Source organism: Enterococcus sp. BWB1-3 (assembly GCF_016745275.1).
Lineage (GTDB): Bacteria > Bacillota > Bacilli > Lactobacillales > Enterococcaceae > Enterococcus_L.
The window spans coordinates 1-1,315 of the sequence record NZ_JADOEP010000063.1 but is presented as its reverse complement, the minus strand read 5'-3'; the positions used below and the strand labels follow the sequence as shown (position 1 = coordinate 1,315).

The window sequence follows — 1,315 nt, the reverse complement described above, 5'->3', positions numbered from 1 at the left end:
AAATTGGAGTCATTCCATTTGTATATATATCACACAAAATCTAGGAGGAACAAAAAATGAAATTAAGAAAATTATGTGCAGTAGCGTTAGTAGCAACAATCGGAGCAGCAACAGTAGGATCAGCAGCAGCAAGTGCTGACGAAAAGTCACTAGATTCACGAGGCACTGTAGAAGTTGTCGGAGGTAAAATTGATCCAAGTGGTCCAGATAACATCGTCGATCCAGAAAACCCAGAAGGACCTGGGATTGATCCAGAAACACCAGGAGTAATTCCAAATCCAGAAGAAATCAGTAAAGGGATTATTGCTGTATCTGATTTAGATTTTGGTCAAATTACTGTTGGTACTACTTCAGCAAATGCTGCAGCTCTTGAATTATTGGATGGAACAAACACACGTGGTAACATCGTATCATTTGGTGATGTGACTGGTTCATACACTGGGTATACAATTACCGGTGAATTGACAAGCCAATTTACAAATGGCACAACAACGCTTGATGGTGCATCAATCACATACACAAACCCACTATTGGCATCATCAGGAACAGGAACAATTGCAGCAGCAGTTCCGGCATCCGTTGTATTGAGCACAGAAGAAGGTGCACAAACATTTGTTTCTGCAGCAGCTGGCGAAGGAAGCGGTCTATGGACATTGGAATTTGGTCAAAGCGCAACTTCTGAAGCAGGTACTCCTGGAACAGATGCAAACTCTGTGCAATTGGCTATCCCTGCAAGTGTTGCATCTGCAATGACTTTGGATACTTATAATGCAACAGTTACTTGGACAATGGGTGCTACTGCATAATAAAGAACCATTAGTTTTATGTTTTATTGGGGTAAGCTGGTAATTATTTACCAGCTTACTTTTTCAATCAATGTATATACATAGAACACGTCTCTTGTTTTCACTATAAATAAAAATGATGAGGATAATTATAATGAGAAAAGACTTTGGAAAAAAGAATGTAAATAATTTTTTTAAGGTGTTCATCAGTTTCTTTCTGCTGAGTTTCACAGTGGCGGCAACGAACATAACTGCTTGGGGAGCAGAGGAAGCTGCAGAAGGGGATTCCCCTTCTGCAGCAGGTTTTACTTATAGTCTTGAATTTCCGGAAAATCAACTAAACACGAATCTGGGCTATTATCAGCTAATGATGACCCCTGGTCAGGAACAGACCCTTTCTGTTATTTTTAGTAATCCAGGCTCAGAAGCAATCACTGTCAATCTGGCATTGAATGGCGCCAAAACCAATAAAACAGGGGTTATTGAATATGCCAATCGTGACATTGAAAATGATGCATCATTGGCTTTCG

At 40.0% G+C, this 1,315-nt stretch carries 2 protein-coding genes; both read left to right on the top strand.

Translation table 11 applies throughout. The features are described 5' to 3' along the window. The first annotated feature begins 56 nt into the window (after nt 1-56). Nucleotides 57-806, top strand: coding sequence for a WxL domain-containing protein (locus IW492_RS17875; RefSeq protein WP_202069435.1), 750 nt, complete (start codon nt 57-59; stop codon nt 804-806). Nucleotides 807-939: 133 nt separating this feature from the next. Next, nucleotides 940-1,315 (top strand): WxL protein peptidoglycan domain-containing protein (locus tag IW492_RS17870; RefSeq protein ID WP_202069434.1); only part of this gene is annotated, 376 nt, incomplete at its 3' end.

Bases quoted from the DNA above. Each gene is read 5' to 3' on its own strand.
- IW492_RS17875 (WP_202069435.1), top strand. From the start codon at position 57: ATGAAATTAAGAAAATTATGTGCAGTAGCGTTAGTAGCAACAATCGGA.